General features: G+C 51.0%; 11 protein-coding genes. 6 read left to right on the top strand and 5 right to left on the bottom strand.

The window, feature by feature from the left end; genetic code table 11:
- Positions 1–62: 62 nt before the first annotated feature.
- Genes ACZRKO_RS08510 through ACZRKO_RS08500 form a run of 3 tightly spaced genes read left to right on the top strand, consistent with a single transcriptional unit; the run spans position 63 to position 5,986 of the window.
- Positions 63–2,654: a WG repeat-containing protein gene (locus ACZRKO_RS08510; RefSeq protein WP_463736767.1), complete on the top strand. Its 2,592-nt coding sequence runs from the start codon at positions 63–65 to the stop codon at positions 2,652–2,654.
- Positions 2,651–5,563 (top strand): WG repeat-containing protein, encoded by a 2,913-nt coding sequence (locus ACZRKO_RS08505; RefSeq protein ID WP_463736766.1) that lies wholly within the window; start codon positions 2,651–2,653, stop codon positions 5,561–5,563. The genes ACZRKO_RS08510 and ACZRKO_RS08505 overlap by 4 nt, the downstream gene beginning before the upstream one ends.
- A gap of 30 nt (positions 5,564–5,593) precedes the next feature.
- Positions 5,594–5,986: an ASCH domain-containing protein gene (locus ACZRKO_RS08500; RefSeq protein ID WP_463736765.1), complete on the top strand. Its 393-nt coding sequence runs from the start codon at positions 5,594–5,596 to the stop codon at positions 5,984–5,986.
- Positions 5,987–6,032: 46 nt separating this feature from the next.
- Here the strand turns inward: ACZRKO_RS08500 and ACZRKO_RS08495 are convergent, their stop codons facing one another.
- The 5 genes from ACZRKO_RS08495 to yebS form a co-directional block, all read right to left on the bottom strand.
- Entirely contained in the window at positions 6,033–6,275 is a 243-nt protein-coding gene (locus tag ACZRKO_RS08495) for a YebV family protein (protein ID WP_463736764.1), read from the bottom strand.
- A gap of 151 nt (positions 6,276–6,426) precedes the next feature.
- A complete protein-coding gene (locus ACZRKO_RS08490) occupies positions 6,427–8,148 on the bottom strand; it encodes a sensor domain-containing diguanylate cyclase (RefSeq protein WP_463736763.1) in 1,722 nt (573 codons plus the stop codon).
- A gap of 297 nt (positions 8,149–8,445) precedes the next feature.
- Positions 8,446–9,915: a 16S rRNA (cytosine(1407)-C(5))-methyltransferase RsmF gene (gene rsmF / locus ACZRKO_RS08485; RefSeq protein WP_463736762.1), complete on the bottom strand. Its 1,470-nt coding sequence runs from the start codon at positions 9,913–9,915 to the stop codon at positions 8,446–8,448.
- A gap of 138 nt (positions 9,916–10,053) precedes the next feature.
- The gene (locus tag ACZRKO_RS08480; protein WP_463736761.1) at positions 10,054–12,684 is read right to left on the bottom strand and encodes a PqiB family protein; all 2,631 of its coding nucleotides are present in this window, start codon (positions 12,682–12,684) and stop codon (positions 10,054–10,056) included.
- Positions 12,653–13,900, bottom strand: a complete 1,248-nt coding sequence (gene yebS / locus ACZRKO_RS08475) for a membrane integrity lipid transport subunit YebS (protein WP_463736760.1) — start codon at positions 13,898–13,900, stop codon at positions 12,653–12,655. The genes ACZRKO_RS08480 and yebS overlap by 32 nt, the downstream gene beginning before the upstream one ends.
- 254 nt (positions 13,901–14,154) lie before the next feature.
- Between yebS and ACZRKO_RS08470 the strand changes: the two genes are divergently transcribed.
- From ACZRKO_RS08470 to prc, 3 genes are all read left to right on the top strand, one after another.
- A complete protein-coding gene (locus ACZRKO_RS08470; protein ID WP_463736759.1) occupies positions 14,155–14,652 on the top strand; it encodes a GAF domain-containing protein in 498 nt (165 codons plus the stop codon).
- A gap of 95 nt (positions 14,653–14,747) precedes the next feature.
- Positions 14,748–15,434, top strand: coding sequence for an RNA chaperone ProQ (gene proQ, locus ACZRKO_RS08465; RefSeq protein ID WP_463736758.1), 687 nt, complete (start codon positions 14,748–14,750; stop codon positions 15,432–15,434).
- A 19-nt stretch (positions 15,435–15,453) separates the two neighbouring features.
- The gene (prc, locus tag ACZRKO_RS08460; RefSeq protein WP_463736757.1) at positions 15,454–17,523 is read left to right on the top strand and encodes a carboxy terminal-processing peptidase; all 2,070 of its coding nucleotides are present in this window, start codon (positions 15,454–15,456) and stop codon (positions 17,521–17,523) included.
- Positions 17,524–17,693 lie beyond the last annotated feature (170 nt).

Below are 17,693 nucleotides of genomic sequence, written 5' to 3'. Positions count from 1 at the left end.
GTAGCGCCAAAACAGCTGAAAACTGCCAGTTGCCGTTTCAGCAAGGTCTTTCACCTGTATTAATGGGGTCACCGCGAGATGCTCAGGGACTCTGGGGATATGTTGATCTGACGGGACACATGGTGATAGAGCCCGCATTTCGTGAGGTTCGGGGCTTTTCGAATGATTTAGCCGTTGCAAGAAAAGATGACCGTTTCGGATATATAGATAAGAAAGGCCATTGGGACATCGATCCGCAATTTACCCGTGCAACAGATTTTAACGCCCAGGGTACTGCGCTAGCGGTTACGGATAACCGGTTAGTTTTAATTGATCGCAAAGGCGCGGTGGTGAAAACCCTGCCGTTTGCCACGGCTCTTACCAGCGAAGGATTTGTGAAGGGGCAGCCGCTGGCCAGTGTGCAAGTTCAGGTATCCCCTGCGTTATGGAATGCCCAAACCAGTAAATCCCTGGCTGTGCCGGATGATGTTATGGCATTGGGGAAACCTCAGGCGGGCTGGATCCCGGCGCAAAAGCGTGATACTGCGGACAGCGGTTACTGGGGCTATCTCGATGAAAATGGTGAATGGGCCATTGATCCAACGGTTTTAAAAACACGGAATACTCCTTTGCTCAATGGCGATACTGTTGCAGTAAAAGGAAAAACAGAGTGGAGCTTCTTCGACAAGCAGGGCGTTGCACTGAGCAAAGAGCAATATAAATCAGTCTTTGCGCTGAAGTCTGGAACCTGGCTGGTGACGGATTCTAACAATGCTCAACAGCTGTTAAATAGAAAACTTGAGAAGCTGCAGGATATTACGGCTGAACAGTCCGGAGAGTCACTGAACTGGGGAGACTGGCTGATAACAAAAGGGACAAAGGGCATTACCCTGATTGGCCCGCAGAATCAGGTCATCAATGTTAAGGCCAATAAGCCTCAGCTGTTGCAGCAAGGTCAGCGACTTTGGGTGATGCAACCCGACGGGAAATCACATCAGGTTATACAGATTTATGATACTAACGGTGTGGGATTATTGGCTGATACCGCATTGGCTGCGTTACGCGACTATCAGGTTCAACCCCTGAATACCCATGAAGTAAGGAAGAATACGGATAGCGCTCAGGCAACCAGTGATGCTATTTCTGGCCTGCCGTGGGCTGTGCTCAAACCTAATGATAATAAAAAGCCAGCTGCGATCCTGACTTCGCAGGGCGAAGTGTTCTCTGACCCCCAATGGGCGCTGATTGATACGGATGCGCCACATGCCCCACTTTTGGTTCATACCGCAAACAATAAAATGGGGGCAATTGATGCCAGTGGTAAATGGGTCATTCAGCCAACATTTACCCAAATCACCCCCTTTGACGGTGAGTACAGCTGGGCGTACACGGATGACACCCATGCACAGAGCAAACGCATTATCGACCGTGCCGGTAATGTGATTGACGTACCTGCGCCAGTCATGCAAACCGGCCAGCGTATCAGCAGCGGAATTTTGCTGACGGCCGAAGGTGAAGGCAAAGATCGTCGCTGGGGGCTGTGGGACATTCAAAGCAAAAGTATTCTGGCCGCACCACAATTTAGTGAACTGGAAGATTTCCAAGAGGGTTATGCGCTGGCAAAAGCCGATAATGGTTGGGGCGTTGTTGCACTGAGTGGCAAATGGGCGATTGCGCCAGATGCGGATCTGATCAGCAAACCAGAATATATTGGTGATGCAATGTTCATTATGGCGGATAACGACCAGCCTGGAGAACGAGACAGTGCCTCAAGCCATTTCAGTATTTTCAATGCAGTCAACGGGCAGACTGTAGCAACTGATTTACTCAGCAAGCCACTCAATGTCGGAAAAGAACACTGGCTTGTACAACCGGCTGATGGTGGCGTGGCGTTGATCGACAACGATGGCCGTGCTGCGGTAAGTAAGGCTATTGTGCCTTCATCCACAGAGATTGATGGTGAGTGGGTGTCGCTTGGCTTTGGCCCGCGTTTTGGTGCCATTGATAACCAAGGAGAGTGGCAAATACAGCCGCTCTATTCAGCGGCGTTGAATTTCGTGCAACCCCTGAACTGGACCAGTGCAGTGAGTGATAACCGGGTGACCTTGATTGACTCTACCGGTGGTGAGCCTCTGGAAGGATTTGAAACCGCAGAACCCTTATCATCTATGGCGCGTCTGGTACTCAACGACACTACCACGGGTGAAACGGTATTCTTTGACAACTCTGGCCACGAAATTCAGCGCTATGCGGGTCCGGACAGTGTGCAAATTAACAATGCCAGTGAAGGTACAGTGCCTTTGCGTAACAGCAAAGGCTTGTATGGATTTATTGATGCCAGTGGTAAAAAAATCATTGGCCAATATTTTGATAAAGTAGGCCCGATAAAAGACGGATTGGCTAAAGCCGTGAAACAGTCCACCTATGGTGCGAACTACGGTTATATCAATCTTGGCGGCCGCTTCGCGGTGGCGCCAGCCTTTGAGTGGGCGGGTGATTTCAGTGAGAAACGCGTTTGGGCCGGCATGAAAGGTCAGGCCCAGCTTTTGAATACCAACGGTGGAGTGGTTGTACAACTGCAGATCCGCTGTAATCAGCGGATTATCACGGATACGAAAGGCCACCAGTTCTGGCCAGGCAAACCTGTTACCTGTGCAAATGGTGGGTCGCAATGACTATGCTAATTCATTCAGTTTCGTTGCAACGGGCCATTGGTCTTGCCATTCGCTCTGGTGGCGTAATGGCACTGGTGGCACTGGCGCAACCTGCTCTGGCCGGGCAAACAACCGCGTGTTTTGTACCTGTACAGGTAAACAAAGCCAACGATTATCAGACCGTGCTGGCATTGCCCGTGGCGCAGAACCATTGTATACGTGATGTACATGAAGGCCGCGCCGCCGTTCTCTTACCCGATGCCAACCGTCAAGTCGAAGACGTGGCTGCGGAAAACAGACTCAGCGGACATCGCTGGGGTTTTCTTGGCACGCAAGGCCAGCTGGTGATTAAGCCTATTTTTGATGAAGTGGGTGATTATCACTTTGGTGCGGCAGCTGCAAAACAGAAAGGTAAATGGGGTTACATCGACCCTGCGGGTAACTGGCTTATCCAACCGACTTTTGATGAAGCACAGGACTTCACGCAGTCTGGTCTCGCGGTCGTCATGCAAAATGGCAAAGTACAAATTATCGACAGCAAGGGGGTACAGGCGGGTCAGGCACTTGATGAGCTGACGGATGCCGCGACGTTAAGTGACGGGCAACCAGCTCGTCTTAGGATTGATTATAAAACGGTCCTGCTCTCGCCTGACGGCGGGCGTCACGTAGCCAACGATAAGATGGAAGTCTTGCAGCCTTTCGGTAATAGCGGGCTGTTTATCGCCCGTGATGCGGATAAAGGCTATGGCATTGCGGACCAAGATCTGACCTGGCGTGTTGCTCCGCAGTTTAAGAATATCGGCCTTGATGAACATAATTCTCAGTTGGCGTTGGCAACGGGCGATGATGGGATCACTATCATCCGTGGTGATGGCTCACTTGATACGGCGAAATATGAGTCAGTAAAAGCCGTGACACCTCAGTTCTGGCTGGCAAAAAGTGCTGACGCTTACAAATTACTCGATAACAGCAGTGTCGTTGTTGCAACTCTAGACAGCGCAACGGCGAATTCATTAAGTTATCAGGGAGATTATGTCCTTGATAAAAATGCCAAAGAACAAGTTTCTGTGTATGTGCCGGGGCGAAAACAACCTTTATCTTTGCCCGCAGATAGTCAGCCTCTGAAACTGGATTCAGGACGTTACCTGCTGACGACGAAGGGCGAACAGCAAAAGGTGAATGCGATTATCGCCCCATCCGGTGGCATGATCGGTGGTGTTCAGTCTGTCGGCTGGCTTGCTCAGGTAGCGGATGCCGATGTGATCGACGGGCGTCTGTGGCTGCGTAACCCCCAGGGCATGACCGTTAATATCGTTGATCAAAATGGTAAGGCGTTGCTGACACAGAAGAGCATGGCCACGCTTGAAGGCTATCGTATTGAGCCGCTAAAAAATGATATTGCTGATGCGCCCGCATCCTTGCCAGTGGCATTAATTCGTCCGAATGACTCCACGTCAAAATCCGGGGCGGGTTTTGTACGTGCCGATGGAAGCCTTCAGCTCGATGCGAAATGGCAAGATATTCAGCCTGCAGCAAACAGTGATGAGTCTGATATCCGGGTTAAAAATCAGTACATCGTAAAAACTGCGCAAGGTACCGGGATAGTGGATGAGCAGGGTAAAGTCCTGATACCGCTGGCGGAAGATAATATCTCGCCTTTCGAGCAGGGATACGCGCTGGATTATATGAATGGTAAGCTCACTGCAATTGATACCAGCGGTAAGCACTATAATTTACCAGATGCGTTTGAAATAGAATCACTGGGAAATGGCTGGTTCCGTTACCGTGAAACAGCTGCGGAAGGGGCGCTGTGGGGTATTTACGACGTCGTGGCCCAAAAGGTTATATCCCAACCGTTATACCAGTCTGTCGGGCACTATTCAGATGCTCAGGTTGACGTTCAGCTTCCTAATAATTTATGGGGAATCGTCGATCAAACCGGTAAAACGGCAGTTGACGCAAAATATGCGAATGTTAAACGCATCAACCGAGCGCTTTGGTTGCTGATTCAGCCCGCCGTTGCCGGTACGCCTGAGTCTTCCGTATTAGCTGAAGTTGTCGGGACCGATGCCAAACAGCGTATCGCTGCTACAGCAGGTCTGAATGTCACACAATTCAATGATGGCCGTATTTTAGCGACGTCAGCCGGGGGGCAGTCTTGGTTACTGGATGCGCAGGGTAATATCCAGTTGCATGAACAACAGACCAAAATCAGTGCCGTGGGTGACTGGATTAAGCTGTCACGTCAACCGCAGGAAGGTTATTTGTCGGCGCAGGGCAGTTGGCAAATCGCGCCAGCTATCGCAGTACAAAGCTCGGCATTTGCCAAAGATCGCGCATTGCGCATGACAGAGCAAGGCACTGAGTTAATCGATACTAAAGGCGAGCGCGTGGCTGCTATGCCACAGGGGAAATGGTATCTGCCTCTCGCGAGCGATATGTCAGTCTCCTATGATCCGCAGGACGATATCCCGACAACCCGTTATGTTGATACAACCGGTAAACAAGTGTTATCCGTACAGGGCAAAGGGAGTCAAATGATCAACGGGCGTGCGGTACTGACGCGTGACGACGGCACTAAAGTTTGGATTGATGCGCAGGGGAAAGTGGTTCCTGATATCACCTATTCAGATCTGGGCCTGCTGTCAGATGGATTGGCTTTTGCAGAGGTAGATAATCATTACGGATTTATTAATGCGCAAGGAAGTTTCATTATTCCTCCGGTATTTAATGCCGTCTCGCCTTTTGACAGCAACGTGAGCGTCGTTTCGACTGACAATTCGTCAATGATGATTGATATCACCGGTAAACCTCTGGCGCGTGTTGACAATGAATGCGGTATTCAGGTGTTGTATGGCGCAGGTAGTACGCGCCAGTGGCCGCAGGAAATGCCTGAGCATTGCACATCTTCTGATGCGGCTGACGAATAACATGTGCCTTATTAATCAAAAGGATAAATTATGACCCCTCAAATCCCACAAAAGTACAGAGCCGCAGAGCGTTGGTCTTTTGGAGACAACGAGGCGCAAGCTGATGAAGTCGCCAAACGCGTTATCGATGGCATTAAAACGGCGACCTGCGCCAACCTTGATGACGAAGGTGAGCCTGAGCCTGGCGAAATTTTTGTGATCGTTGATGGTCGCAATAATCCGGTTTGTGCGGTTAAGCTGACTGAAGTAAAACAGGTACCTTTTGATTTGGTCACCGAACAACATGCGTGGGAAGAGGGCGAGGGAGACAGAACTCTGGCTTCATGGCGCACAGAGCATCAGCGATTCTTTGAGGAATACGAGATGTTCTCCCCCAATATGCCGCTGCTGTTAATGAAATTTGTTCTGATCGAAACCTTCTGACATTTTGCGTGCTGCATGGCGAACGAACCCTGTTCGCCATGCATGATCACTCCAGTCTCATAATCCATTCATCTTTTTGTTTGTCATATTTCTCTTTATAGAGTATCGAGTGACGGCCATCCAGAATTGCCGGTACGCTAGTGTGATCGTCCCAGGCATCAAGTTGCATGCATAAATCTGGATCAGATTTACAGGGAATATGCACCGTATCCCCACCCTTGGCTTCAGGCGTGGACAGTTCGGCGTCGTCAATTTCATAACTGCCTATTCGAATGACTGATTTACCCATATGTATCTCCGTACCTGTAAAAGTCAGATTATTTTCGATGAGGTATGACCAGTTGGGTCACCTATTGAGAATAGCCGACAGCCCTGAAAGTGCCATAAGATTTTTTCTCATAGCACAGCTATAGGTTCAGGAGATTGCAGAAAGGGTAGAGCTATAGCTGATTGTGCCGGGCAGAAACCGGCATGGCATTGATCTGATTGCGGCCATGATTTTTGGAAAGGTAGAGCGCTTCATCGGCGGCGCTGACGATATCCGACTGATCGGCCAGCTCCGGATCATGTGCAGGAGAATAGGTAGCGATCCCCTGACTGATGGTGACCCTGTTGAATTCGCTGAAGCTGTGCTTGATGCCCAGACTTTCAATGGACTCCATAATTTGACGCGCGACAATCCAGGCGCCTTTCTGGTCGGTATCAGGCAGGATGGCTGCAAACTCTTCGCCCCCAAATCTCGTGACGATATCGGTATTACGCTTGAGTGATTTTCGCAACGTTCTGGCGACGAGACGCAGGCAGGCGTCACCGGAGAGATGGCCATAATGGTCGTTGAAATGCTTAAAATAATCGATATCAATCATGACGATAGACAGTGGGGAGCGATTACGTTTAGCACGCATATACTCATGGCTGAGGACTTTCTTAAATTCCCGACGGTTGGGCAATTTCGTCAGCGAATCGGTACGGGCCTGAATCTCAAGGCGACGGTTGGCCTTAACCAGTTTTAACTCCAGCAGTTTCCGCTCGTGAACATCTTCTGCCGTGCCATACCAACGCTGAATAGCCCCGTCAGGCGCATAGCTTGCCGCCGCCCGGATCCGCATCCAGTTCCACCCGCGATCGACGTGACAAAACCGTACTTCAATATCCAGCGGTGCGCCGGTTTTCAGACACTGCTCCCAGGTCTGCACGGCACCGCGCCGGTCTTCAATGTGCATACTCTGGATCCATTTGTCAGCCAGAATATCCTGCCGGGTCATGCCGGTAATGCGCTGGAAACGTGAACTGACATCATTTAGCATCCCTTTGGCATCCGCTGTCCACGGGATCTGCGGGTTCAGCTCAACCATATTACGGTAGTGCTCCTGGCTTTCCCGCAGTGCACGCTCCATGCGTTTTAGACTGGTGATGTCAGTCATTGCCACAGACAAACCGGAAAGTTGATTTTGCGTGTCGAACGCTGTTTTAATGCGGACGAAGAAGATCTGATTTTTACCCGGCAATGAGAATTCTTTATCGGGCGTAGCTTCATTGCGCTGGGCAAGTTCGAGAGCATTAGCCAGTAGGGGGGAGAGGCCGGGCAGAAAGGCACTGACCTTACGGCCAATGGCCTCATAAGGCTGTAGGCCAATGATATTGGCCATCGCATCGTTAACCGTCACGTAGCGCATTTGCAGATCGATAAAACACAGTCCCACCGGCGCGTTGGAGTAAATGGTCTCCAGCTGGAAAAGGCGCTGCCCAGGGGCTTGATCGAGATTCGTCAGATTGCGGTCAATGCCGCGATAACCCCGAAATTCCCCATCAGGAGTAAACAACGGAATACCGCTGGTTTCGAGAATGATCTCGGTACCGTCTGCACGGATGTTGCGGTTTAGTAATCCGCCAAAGGGCACGCGGCGCTCTGCAATGGCGGCAAACTGGGCTCCCACGCGATCTGCTTCGTCGGGGGGCATGAAGTCGAAAGGCGTTTTTCCCAGAACCTGTTCAGGCGGAACACCCAGAAATTCAAGGCATTTATTGGATGAAAAGACATAGCGCCCCTGAACGTCAACCTCCCAGATCCAGTCAGAATTGTTGTCGATGATATCGCGCAGGCTGGCCATTTCTCGAAGAAGGTTACCCTCCGTTGATGGGTACTGAATTTCATCCGACATGATACTTCTCCGACTGGTAAGACTTTACTCAACAACGGGCTATATGCTTCATATCTGAAAATAATAAATTCACAGCGAGGCATTCATGAGCGCAATAATACATGCCTGATTAGGATTATTCCTACTAATAATTCAATTCAGGTTGCTGGCATATATAAGGAAATATGATGAATTGGTAGCATAAAATGTTATTTATGCGATCTGGAGTGAGTATTCAAGAAAAAAAAGAGACCGTGAATATTTAGCAGAAAATATTCACGGAGGTGACCATGCATTTTGTTATTAACGGTATACGGTTTAATCCGCGTCCAGATTCTGCGGGCGAATCGCGCCATCCCGGACCAGCTCACGTGGCAAACTGTTCTTGATTCTGCTGCCAATTTTCTTCGCCAGACCGAGAGGTTGCCGTTGCCAGACAACCAGACATTCGTCAGTCTGCGGCGCCTGTGGTGGATAAATATCGACACCACGGAACCACTCCTGCGCCAGTTCATCGCCAATCGGAAAATGATTGCTGCCTGTTGTGGCACTGAGAGCCACGACCGCCTCATGTTGCCACCGGAAACCTTTAGAAAAACGCTCTGCCAGTTTTATCCCGATGCGCGAGAAACGTACCTTTCCAAACAAGGGTTCGAGTATGGCAGGAAAAAGCCACAGTTCTTTATCGCGTTGCCACAGCGTCATGCCTTTCTCAGGCCAGAAAATTCCCGCCGCGTTGGCCGCGATAACAATTTCTGCGGTGTCTTTACGTGACATCGGTGAGAAGGGGAACTTACCCACTTTATAGCCGGGCGCTGGCAGGCGCTCGATTGAATCCGTTTTACGCAGCCGGGCGACGAAGAATCCTTCGCTGTCATACACCTGCGGGAATACATGCAAATAGCCTTCAGCTGTCAGCGTCTTTTCGGCACCCTCAAATAAACCTTCGAGCGATTCTACTTCGACGGCTTCCGGGTATTCGTTCAGCAACCACTGGCAAATTTGCTGATTCTCCTGCGCGTTCAGTGTACAGGTTGAATAAACCAGTACGCCGCCGGGTTTCAGTGCATGGAAAGCACTGTTGATCAGTTCGCGCTGAGTTGCCGCAATGTCCGCCACGCTCTCTTCTGACCAGTTGCACATCGCATCCGGGTCCTTACGCACCACGCCTTCGCCTGAGCAAGGAGCATCCAGCAATATTGCATCGAAGGTTTCTGGTAACGCCGCGCCGAAAACACGTCCGTCAAAGTGGGTCAATGCGGTATTTGCCACGCCACAACGGTTGACGTTTGCGTGCAAAACTTTCACGCGGCTGGCGGAATATTCGTTAGCCACAATCCCACCCTGATTATTCATCAGTGCGGCGATCTGCGTGGTTTTCGAGCCAGGCGCTGCCGCGACATCCATTACCAGCTGCGGATCCGTTTGATGGGCAAACAGTGCGGTAACCGGCAGCATTGAGCTGGCTTCCTGAATGTAAAAAAGGCCAGCGAGATGAGCAAGAGCATTACCTAAGCGTGTTTCATCATCATTATGGCGCTGTATCCAGAAACCTTCAGCACACCAGGGGATCGGCATTAATTGCCACTGCCAGGTTGCAGCAAGTGTCACAAAGTCGGCCACGCTTATTTTTAATGTATTCACGCGCAAACTGGGGCGCAGTGGCCGGTTACAGGCGGCGATGAATGCATCCATGCTCAGTTCGGCTGGCATTATTTCGCGGGTAGCATTGAGGAATGCAGGAGGAAGTTTAGCGGTATGAGTCGAAGTTTGAGCATGTTTGGACAAAGTCGGCAATCTCGTCGATGGTGAAACGGATAAATAATTTGGCGCGAGTTTAGCATGATCCTTAACGGATATGCCGCGCACTGAGTCAGGGTAATAAAAAGGCCACCCGCAGGTGGCCTCAGTATCATGACATAACGATCAATTTTTCGGGATCGCCGTTCCCCATTTCTGCCAGTCTTTCGGCTCTTCAGGGTTAAGCAGGAAGTGGCGTCCGGCGGCTGCTTTCGGTGCCACCGGCGTCGTTGGTGGCGTAGCGAAGGCAATCCCTCCCCGGATAAATTGCTGGAAGGTACCGCTTTTGAACATGCCGCCGGTCAGGCCAAACTGCAGGTTATAGCCGGATGCAGACCAGAACACGCTGTTGTCACGCACCAGATACTGGTACTTCTTACTGATGCGCAAGGTGACATTGACCCGGTCAGCCATGGCGCCGAGATAGAAACCCGTCACGGTACCGACTTCAATGCCGCGGAACAGCACAGGCGTACCAATTTGCAGCGAACCGACTTCGGCGGCATCGACCACAATCCCCAGTCCGTCAGTATAACGGGAGTCCGTGATAGTGGATTCCTGCAGATCGAAGGTACGGGATGCAGGGCCTTTACCGGCTTCTACGTTGATATAAGGTTGTAATAAAGTATCCAAGTTGCTGACGCCACCGGCGGAAATTTCCGGTGAGACAATCGAGAAACGGGTCCCCATACGGGCAAAGGTATCGACATATTCAGGGTAGAGCACGGCTTTGGCCGACACCTGATTGAGCTGGGACTCAAGCTTGAGTGACTCAACCTGACCAATCGTTATGCCGAGATAGCGTATCGGCATACCCGGCGACAGCTTACTGGCGTCGTAGGTATTGAGGGTTATCTGGCTGCCTACAGCTCGTGCAGCAGTTTCGGAATCATACAATACCCGTTTGGCGCCTTTACTCAGCGAGACACCTTCGAAGTTATCAAAACTGATAGCCCCTTTCAGCGCACGATCGAGAGGGGAGGCCTGCACCGTCAGCCCGCTGCCGTTAAGCTGCACTTTTGCGCCACCTTCAGCCCAGAAAATACTTTTATCGGTAAGCAGTTTACGGTATTCAGGGCGAATGTAGACGTCTACATCAAACTCATTGGCTTTAGGTGTCACGTTGACTATTTGACCGACCTGGAATTTACGGTAAAGCACGACGGAACCGGTCTGAACATCTGGCAGGCTCTTCGCCGTCAGGGTTAAGGTCGCACCGGGCTGTTCACCCTGAATGCCTTCCGCGGCTTTTTCAGCGTTGCTGTAGAGCGGATATTTCTGCGTCGGTTTGCCTTTACCGCCCGGCATAATGCGTACGCCGCCATCGATCCACTCCTGTGCGCTGGCCCCCAGCACTTCCATACCATCGATGCCTAATTTGACATCCACGCGGCTGTTCACCACAAATTTACTGTCTTTATGCAGCAGATCTTTGTATTCGGATTTGATAGCAACGTTAAACAGGATGCCTTCGTCCGTCAGTTTACGGTCAAGGATCTGGCCGACCACGATACCGTGCAGTAACACTGGCTGACCGCCGTCTATGCCGTAGGTTTGCGGGGCGATGAGCTGAACTTTCAGTACACCCGGGTCCTGTAACAGGCGTTGATTGCTGTCGAGAACCACGAAGTGTTTCTGCGGTTCGCCTTCGCCGGGGATCAGCTCCAGCGTATTGCCGGTCAGCAGTTGGCTGATTTTGGCATTATTGAGGCTGATTCGCGGGCTGTTCATCTCAATGCGGCTGCCGCTACGCATCATATCGAGCACCGACGGGTCTACCGTCAGTTTGCCGGTGACTTTATTATCCGGTTGTAACGTGACTTTTGTCAGCGTACCCACCTGTAAGCCCTGATACATCAGCGGGGTACGGCCCTCGTTCAGGCCATCGCCGTTTGGCAGGTCGAGATCAATCTCCACACCGCGCTGGCTTTGCGCCAGATCCGGATACAGCTCGTAGGACTGCTCTTGTTTGGCAATATTTCCGTCCGCAGGCGAGTCCAGTGCAATGGCACCGTTGACCAGCGCTGCCAAACTTTCCATTTCCACTTTTGCACCGCTCAGGCTGAAGTCCCCTTTAAAGCCGGAGACATTCCAGAAACGGCTGGTGTCTTTTACCAGATGCGCGAAGCGGCGGTCGATCAGTACATCGATGGTGACGCCATCGTTACCGGCTTCAATATCGTAGTCATAAACTTTACCGACCGGAATTTTGCGGTAATAGACCAGTGAACCGGTGCTCAGCGAGCCGAGATCTCGGGCATGAAGATGAATCATTAACTCGCCAGTATTAAGGCGATATTTCGGTTGAGTATCGAGCGCCACAAAGTGATCTTTCTCTTTGCCGGTTCCCGGCATCATGCCGATATAGTTACCGCCAACCAGCGCGTCGAGTCCGGATACCCCGGCCAGTGACGCCTTGGGCGTCACCAGCCAGAACTGAGTGCCGTCACGCAAGGAATCGGCCAGATCACTTTTAATACTGACCTTAACCATGATGGTTCGCAGATCTTTGCTCAGACTTATCGACTCAACGGTGCCCACTTCTACGCCCTGATATCGCACAGGGGTTCGCCCAGCGACGATGCCAGCAGCAGACTGGAAATCAATGGTGACCGTGGTGCCACGCTCCTGATAATTGCTATAGATAAGCCAACCGGCAATCAGTAAAGCAATAAAAGGCAGTAACCAGAAAGGCGAGATCCGGCGTCTGTTTTTAACCCGCGCTTCAGTCGGTGTATTCGGCGTTTCCTGTTGCATGTGCATCCCAAATCAAGCGGCTATCCAGCCATTCTACGGCAAGTATCGTGAGGATCACGGCGGTGCCAAAGAAGAAGGCCGCCGGTCCCATCGTAAATGACAATAACTGGTCACGGTTGACCAGCGACATCATCAGAGAAATAACAAACAGATCGAGCATCGACCAGCGACCAATCCAGGTCACCAGCCGCAGTAAGCGTATCCGCGTTTTCAGTCCCTGAATCGCTTTGAAATGAATGCTTAACAAGAGGGTCAGCATAACGATGACTTTAGTAAAAGGCACCAGTACGCTGGCAATAAAAACAATAGCCGCAATCGGCACATTACCGGAGGTCGCCAGAGAAACCACACCGGAAAAAATGGTGTCTTCCAGCCGCTGCCCGTTGGCGTAAATGATGGAGATAGGCATCAGATTAGCAGGGATCAGGAACATGATGGCCGCGATCAGTGCCGCCCAGGTTTTTTGCAGGCTGTGTTTGTAGCGCGTGCTCATGGGTACATGGCAGCGCGGGCAGCGCCCCTGATCATCCGCATGGCCGGTAAATTTACACGACAGACATAATTTTAGTGATGAAGGCGGCCCTTTAGGGCGCGGCTGCGGGTAAAATTCTTCCCACAGTTGCTCAATATTAAGATTTATCAGCGTGAGTGTGACGAGAACCGTCATCATCAGGTACGCCACCAGTGCGACTCCGACGTCAATATCGGCGTACTCTTTCACTTTAATACTGGCAACCGCCATGCCGACCAGATAGATGTCGAGCATTACCCAGTCTTTCAGGCGGTCCAGCATTAGCAGTACCGGCTTAAGGTTCATCCCCCAGCGGCTACCGAAATGAAGATAGAGAATCGAGCAGGCGAGCGTCAGCGGGGCGCCAATGGTACAAAAAGCCACCATGCTGGCCGTCAGCGGTGAACCCTGGCTGGACATCTGCCAGATCCCTTCAAAGAGGCTGGCATCAATGCGAGTACCCAGCAGACGAATGCTGATGAGCGGCTCGGTATAAGCAAACGGCATCAGCAAAAGAATGCTGATGGCGATAATGATCAGGCGCGGCAGGGAACAGACCCTGCCTTTTTCCACTTTCGCATTACACCGCGGGCAATGCGCTGTCTGCGTTTTTTTAAGAGCAGGTATAGAAAACAGGTAATCGCACTCACTACAGCGCTGGTAACGTGCTTGCGGTAACGGTCCTGACATTGCGAGTATTTTCATAGGGCCTGAGTGTAAATTTGCCTGTTGTAACAATTGTTCACCCATCTGAAATGCATTACAGGGGAGTGATGCTAAGATCTGTCAGGTTTTTTCGACAAAATAACGTATTATGCGGGCGACAAACAGTCATTGTAGGTCAGTCTTTTTGAAGTCACATAGGATTAACCTTGTTCAGATGGGCATTTAATGCTTATTTTATAGAGGTTAAGCACAGCATAACGGCTGCCTGCCACTGGGTTATTATTGGTTATTACATGAATAAAGAAGAATTCTACGCGGAATTGAAACGCGATTTGAGCGCCCTTATCGCCGGAGAGAACAATTTTATTGCCACTCTGTCGAATACCAGCGCCTTGCTTTTTGAACGCTTTGAAGGGGTTAACTGGGCGGGTTTCTATCTTTTGGATGGCAGCTCGCTGGTGTTAGGGCCGTTTCAGGGCAAAATTGCCTGCGTGCGTATTCCCGTTGGGAAAGGTGTTTGCGGCACGGCTGTGGCTGAGAACCGCGTACAGCGCGTGGGCGATGTGCATGCTTTCCCAGGCCATATTGCCTGTGACGCGTCCAGCAATGCAGAAATTGTGTTGCCAGTGACCGTTAACGGCACAGTGATCGGTGTTCTGGACATTGACAGCACGGTTTATCAACGCTTCGACGAAGCGGATGAACAGGGGCTGACAGAGTTGGTCGCCGGGCTTTGCCAACATTTGCAAAACAGCGATGCGGCAAAATATGTCAATCTGATCGCAAGTTGATCTACGGATAACGTGGCATTTAATAACGACGTCATTATAATGACGCCTGTTCATGCCTGCGCCGGTTGGCAAACCCGTTGTAATCAGGAAATTTCATGGAAAATCAACCTAAGTTGAACAGTAGTAAAGAAGTCATCGCCTTTTTGGCTGAGCGTTTTCCGCTCTGTTTTAGCGCCGAAGGCGAAGCACGTCCTTTAAAGATCGGTATTTTTGCGGATTTGGTCGAGCGCGTGCAAGGTGAAGAGAATCTGAGCAAAACTCAGTTACGCTCTGCTCTGCGCCTGTATACCTCTAGCTGGCGTTATTTGTATGGCGTTAAAGTTGGCGCACAGCGCGTTGACCTTGACGGCAATGCCTGCGGCGAGCTGGAAGAGCAGCACGTCGAACATGCCCGTAAGCAATTAGAAGAAGCGAAAGCCCGCGTTCAGGCACAGCGTGCTGAACAACAGGCAAAACGTCGTGAAGCCGGTGAAGCCGAGCCACGTCGTCCTCGTCCTGCGGCTAAGAAACCTGCACCGCGTCGTGAAAATGCGCCTGCAGCTGTGGCTGGTCAAGAAAATCGCAAACCACGTACACCTCGCCCACCGCGTGAGGAAAAACGTGAACCGCGTCAGGTGCCAGTAACAGATATCTCAAAACTGCAAATTGGCCAGGAAATCAAAGTCAGAGCAGGTCAGAGTGCGATGGATGCTACCGTTTTGGAAATTGCCAAAGACGGTGTCCGGGTGCAGCTCTCTTCGGGTCTGGCGATGATCGTGCGCGCAGAACACTTGCAGTTCTGATACGGAGGCCAACTCAGGCATGAACAAATTTGTCAGATTAAGCGTTATTGCAGGTCTGTTGTTGTCAGGAGCGAGTCTGGTTAACACCAGTTATGCGAACGATAGTGCACCGGTGACTATCGATCAGCTCAAGCAACTGACACAAGAACCTCAGGACGCCACGGTGAGTGAGCGTGTTACGGCACGCTTTACCCGTTCGCATTATCGTCAGTTTGACCTTAATGCTGATTTCTCCGGGAAAATCTTCGACCGTTATCTCAACATGCTCGATTATGGCCATAACGTATTAATGGCATCCGATGTGGCCCAGTTTGCATCCAAGCGTAACACGCTGGGTGAAGAGCTGAAGTCGGGTCAACTGACCACGCCGTATGCTTTATATAATCTGGCGCAGCAGCGTCGCTTCGAACGCTATAACTACGCGTTGCAAGTGCTTGCTCGCCCGATGGATTTCACCGGCAACGATACGATTAATCTGGATCGTTCTAAGTCTCCCTGGCCGAAAGACCGGGCTGAGCTGGATCGTTTGTGGGATGCCAAAGTCAAATATGACGAGCTGAACCTCAAACTGACCGGTAAGAATGATCAGGAAATTCGCGATGTTCTGACCAAACGCTATCGTTTTGCGATGAAACGCTTGACCCAAAGCAACAGCGAAGACGTATTCCAACTGGTCATGAATGCCTTTGCGCATGAAATTGACCCGCACACTAACTATCTGTCTCCGCGCAGTACTGAGCAGTTCAATACCGAAATGAGCTTGTCTCTGGAAGGGATTGGCGCTGTGTTACAGGGCGATGACGACTACACGGTGATCAACTCGATGGTAGCTGGCGGCCCGGCGGCCAAAAGCAAAGCTATCGCAGTGGGTGACCGTATTGTTGGCGTTGGGCAAGTAGCGACAAGTAAAGGCGTTGTTGATGTGATCGGCTGGCGTCTTGATGACGTTGTCGCGCTGATCAAGGGCGCAAAAGGCAGTAAAGTTCGTCTCGAAATTCTGCCAGCAGGTAAAGGGACCAAAACCCGCACTGTGATCCTGACCCGCGAGAAAATCCGTTTGGAAGATCGCGCGGTGAAAATGACTATCAAGAAAGTCGGCAATGAGAAAGTTGCTGTGATGGACATTCCGGGCTTCTACGTTGGCCTAACGGATGACGTAAAAGTGCAGTTGCAGAAAATGGCGAAACAGGATGTCAGCAGCCTGGTTATCGATCTGCGTACTAACGGCGGCGGTGCATTAACCGAAGCGGTTTCACTCTCTGGCCTGTTCATTCCAAGCGGCCCGGTTGTGCAGGTACGTGATAACAATGGCCGTATCCGCCAGGATAGCGATACCGATGGCGTCGTTTACTACAAAGGTCCGCTGGTGGTATTAGTTGACCGTTTCAGTGCCTCGGCATCAGAGATTTTCGCCGCAGCGATGCAGGATTATGGCCGTGCGCTGATTGTCGGTGAACCGACATTCGGTAAAGGGACTGTCCAGCAGTACCGCTCACTGAATCGAATTTACGACCAGATGTTGCGCCCTGAGTGGCCTGCATTGGGTTCTGTACAATATACGATTCAGAAGTTTTATCGCATCAACGGTGGCAGTACTCAGCGTAAGGGCGTAACGCCTGAAATTCTGATGCCAACGGGTATTGAAGCGATTGAAACCGGTGAGAAATTCGAAGACAACGCCTTGCCTTGGGACAGCGTCAATGCCGCGACCTATACTAAGACCGGCGATCTGGCACCTTTCGTCCCTGAATTGCTGAAAGATCATCAGGCACGTATCGAGAAAGATCCGGAGTTTCAGTACATCCAACAAGATATCGCACGCTACAAAGCGCTGAAAGATAAACGCGATATCGTCTCACTGAATTACGCCCAGCGTGATAAAGAAGACAAGGAAGATGATGCGACCCGACTGACTCGCCTGAATGAGCGCTTCAAACGTGAAGGTAAAAAGCCGCTGAAATCTCTCGACGATTTGCCGAAAGATTACGTTGCGCCGGACCCTTACCTGGATGAAGCCGATAACATTGCGCTCGATTTGGCCCGTTTGCAGAAAGCACAGAGTGCTCAGGCACCGGCTGCCAGTAAATAAGTGGACGTTAGCTGAAAAATAAGTCCTTGAGAAAGCGCACTCCGGTGCGCTTTTTTATTGCCTGCGGATTCTTCTTATGACGCCCACCCTGTCTTGTGGGGAAATCGAACAAGAATGTGAAATCAAAGGCTGCATTTTGTAAAGTATTGTGAATTTTAAGGCTTAAAGCT

Source organism: Ewingella sp. C233 (assembly GCF_055407225.1).
Note: the sequence above shows the minus strand (reverse complement) of the source record. Positions and strands in the feature narration are given on the sequence as shown.

Excerpts from the sequence above, each read along its gene's own strand:
- ACZRKO_RS08510 (WP_463736767.1), top strand. The coding sequence starts at position 63 with ATGGGGTCACCGCGAGATGCTCAGGGACTCTGGGGATATGTTGATCTG.
- ACZRKO_RS08505 (WP_463736766.1), top strand. The coding sequence starts at position 2,651 with ATGACTATGCTAATTCATTCAGTTTCGTTGCAACGGGCCATTGGTCTT.
- ACZRKO_RS08500 (WP_463736765.1), top strand. The coding sequence starts at position 5,594 with ATGACCCCTCAAATCCCACAAAAGTACAGAGCCGCAGAGCGTTGGTCT.
- ACZRKO_RS08495 (WP_463736764.1), bottom strand. The coding sequence starts at position 6,275 with ATGGGTAAATCAGTCATTCGAATAGGCAGTTATGAAATTGACGACGCC.
- ACZRKO_RS08490 (WP_463736763.1), bottom strand. The coding sequence starts at position 8,148 with ATGTCGGATGAAATTCAGTACCCATCAACGGAGGGTAACCTTCTTCGA.
- ACZRKO_RS08480 (WP_463736761.1), bottom strand. The coding sequence starts at position 12,684 with ATGCAACAGGAAACGCCGAATACACCGACTGAAGCGCGGGTTAAAAAC.
- yebS (WP_463736760.1), bottom strand. The coding sequence starts at position 13,900 with ATGAAAATACTCGCAATGTCAGGACCGTTACCGCAAGCACGTTACCAG.
- ACZRKO_RS08470 (WP_463736759.1), top strand. The coding sequence starts at position 14,155 with ATGAATAAAGAAGAATTCTACGCGGAATTGAAACGCGATTTGAGCGCC.
- proQ (WP_463736758.1), top strand. The coding sequence starts at position 14,748 with ATGGAAAATCAACCTAAGTTGAACAGTAGTAAAGAAGTCATCGCCTTT.
- prc (WP_463736757.1), top strand. The coding sequence starts at position 15,454 with ATGAACAAATTTGTCAGATTAAGCGTTATTGCAGGTCTGTTGTTGTCA.